Here is a 3235-nt window from a genome sequence, read left to right on the forward strand (position 1 = left end):
CCGCTGGCGCACGCCGTTTGCGTCACGTCGTAGGTATAGGTGACGTTGAGGCTGGTGGTGGGGTAGGTGACCTTGGTCAGGCGATTGAGCGCGTCGTAGCTGTAGGCGGTGGTGTTGCCGCGCGCATTGGTCTGGGTGGCGCGGTTGCCGGCGCTGTCGTAGGTGTAGCTGGTGACGCCAGTGTCCGGGCTGGTGAGCTTCACCAGATCGCCGAAGCCGTTGTAGTCGTAGGTGGTGTCCAGGCCCTTGGGGTCGGTGACCTTGGTCAGGTTGTCGAGCGCGTCGTAGGCGAACTTGGTGTCGGCCTTGATGCCGGCAACATCCTGCAGCGTGCGCGAGAGGCGATTGAGCGGGTCGTACTCGCTCTGCGTCGCGGTTGCCAGCGCATCGGTCACGGTGGTGGTGTTGCCGTTGGCGTCGTACGCGAAGTCGGTCGGATCGCTGGCCGCGGTGGCCTGCGTCTTGAGTTGGCCGAGCTGGTTGTAGACACGCGAGAGCGTGCGCTTCAACGTGCCTGACGCATCGGTGGTGTCTTCCTTGATGCGATTGCCGGCGTTGTCCAACGTGTAGTGGACGGTATTGCCCGCGTTGTCGGCGATGTCGGTCAGCCGATGCGCCGCATCGTAGGTGAAGGCAGTGAACGCGCCATCGGGTTGGGTGACCTGCTTGACCAGGCCGGTGGGCCAATAGTCGATGCGGGTGATGCGGTCATCGGCCTCGCTGGACGCATCGGCCCCACGCACCTTGGTGGCCGTCAGCCAACCGCGCGGATGATAGGTGTAATCGGTGACGATGCCGTTGGCGTCCTTGATGGACAGCGGGCGGCCAGCGCCGTCGTAGGCGAGGTATTGGGTGGTTTGGCCGAGGGCGTTGGTGACTTTCCATAGGTCGCCTTTGCGGTGCGGGCAGCTGCTGGTGGTAGGAGCGCAGCCTGCGTCATCGGCCATGTAATAGTTGAAGCGTGTGGTTCGCCATAGAGCATCATCGTAGTGCTGAGCGCTCAGTTGCAGCCCGATGCGTGGGCAACTAGAGCCCGCATCAACATCTGATTGTTCGCAGAAGCTGTTCATATCCTTCCTGACAGCGCCGGTCTTGCCATCCGTAGTGATGGACGTCAAGGTCTGTCCACGTTGGTTGAGCGCCCATTCCTGCTTTTGATAAAGGTCGCCAGTGCCAGAATAGATCGATCTGGCGACGGGAGTGGGGAGGGTGGGATGCCAGGCGACTGCAACTGTTTTTATGGTCAGGCCGTCGCGCGATGTTGTTTCCAGAGTGCGAAGCCCGCGCGCGTTGTAATCTTCATCTACCTTCGTGCCATTGAAGTACTGCTTGACATTGGCATAGCCCAAGACATCGTAGGTTTGGCTCTTAATGCTCTGCGAGGTACCGCAGGCAGGACAATTGGCAGTTGCCGACGCAAGTTTGGCTCGCCCGTAGCTGACGTTCATGGCAAACGAAGAGGAAGCGCCTAGCGCGCTTGTTACCGTTGCCGAGCTCTGGTCATAGGCGATCTTTGTGTCATCCACCGGATCCGAGGCTGCGCCATGATAGCTGCGTGTCCCGCGACCTGACTGATCATATTCCCAGGATGCGAATCGGATGCCTTGCTCATCGACGATTCCCGTCAGGGCGCTGGGGAACTCCTTGTTCTGGTAAATATATGATCTGACTGAGCCGCCCTGCGTTGAAGCACTTTGCAACCGGTTCTTATCATCAAAAGCATACGTCAGCCTCTGCCCATCCGGTAGCGTGATAAATTCTAGATGCCCATATTTGTATGCAAAGGCAAGGCTCCGTCCCGCCGCATCAGTCACTGTTGAAATTTTTCCGTCCGTATAGCGAAGGGTTACAAAATCGCCGTCAGGGTAGTCAATTTTCTGCAAGTTGCCAGCTGCATCAAACTCCTCAGTGGTCTGATCGGGAGCGCGCACGCGCCAGCTCACCAGTGCCCCATTCTCTCTAACTTCCTCAAGTAGGTAGCGCACGTCACTTTCTGCAGGCCATTCACCGCTTCCCTCGTCCTTAAATAAATAAGAGTTGCCGCTTGGTCTTGTGAGTAGAACGGTTCTTGCGCCCGACGTTAGGTTGGCTCTGATGGATCGCATATAAGAATGTCGCCACTCGACGCCCAGCTGAGAGCCTGCATCAAGTCCAATATTTCCGCTGGTGTAAAAGCGCGTAAATTGGAGTTTTGTCGAGGGTGCAAAGAAATCTATATCTTTCTGTAGCTTAGCACCCGTGAAAAAATTGACCGGATTTCCTGCGGTGCAAGAGCCAGATGTTGGGGCATCACATTCGTTGTTCTTGCCTGGATCCATTGGCCGACGAATGCATGTCATGAAGTTGTTTGGATTGGGATCAAATCCAGCTGGGCATTGCCAATGTTTTGCCAATAATATAGGGAAATAACGGCTGCTTGAAGGTTGGCACGTGGAATTGTCCGTGGTGCAATTATTTTCTGCTGAAAATCCAGCCGCCGTGTATGGACGAAGTTCTGGCCCTTCCGGCCCCGTATAGCTCATAACTACGATTGATGCGGGTTGTCCATTCCATAGCCCATTGCCTTGTCCTCCACATTGAAGAATTCGGCAGCCGGCTCCATAATTGTCAATCTCAGGATTGAATTCACCGGGTAGTGGTGGGATTTTGCTAACCTCAAACTGCTGGGCAGCCGAATTTTGTGTGACCAGGAGTAATGAAAAGATAAAGGAAATTATTGCTGCTTTTATAGGCGGATTTAATGCGTGTTGTTGGCTAGTCTGGAGCCCATTTGCTAGGGGCTTAGCCTCTAAATTAAGCCATCCATTGCTCATCAATAGTTCCTAAATATGTGTTATTCAATAATTTGCAGAGATGCCCATTTGGTGAATTCTGGCTTTTGGCTGGAACTATCAATGGCATGGAGCCTCGCGGCTCGCGAGATATCTTGCGAGCTTACACTGAATCCCCCTTCATCGTCCAATTTTCCATGAAGTGATTTCCTGCACGTCACTTTGGTGGTGAATGCGTAGGGAGGTCTGCCAAGAAATTGTTGAGCTATTTGCTTGTCGCTTTGCTAGCATTGATAAACGTATCGGCTAGCTCTCTGTGATGGCTGGATATCTAAGGAGTCGCCCCTGAAAAACCCCAACCACCCAACGACCGCAAGGCCTTGATGTCTGCACCGGCGTGCTAAAACTACCAGTGTTCGCTACGCTGAAGGCTGGTTTCTTGCAATTTCCGCCCATGCGTACAC

1 protein-coding gene and 1 pseudogene are annotated in these 3235 nt (G+C 54.7%); both read right to left on the minus strand.

What is annotated here, in order from left to right; all coding sequences use genetic code 11:
* The coding region (locus tag NX05_RS18470; RefSeq protein WP_485130738.1) for an RHS repeat domain-containing protein at positions 1-1943 on the minus strand (1943 nt) is incomplete at its 3' end.
* A 93-nt stretch (positions 1944-2036) separates the two neighbouring features.
* A pseudogene (locus tag NX05_RS25400) lies at positions 2037-2813 on the minus strand (DUF6531 domain-containing protein); the annotation flags it as partial.
* Between the last annotated feature and the right edge of the window lie 422 nt (positions 2814-3235).

This window comes from Xanthomonas vasicola (assembly GCF_000772705.2).
In the GTDB taxonomy this organism is placed as follows: domain Bacteria; phylum Pseudomonadota; class Gammaproteobacteria; order Xanthomonadales; family Xanthomonadaceae; genus Xanthomonas; species Xanthomonas vasicola.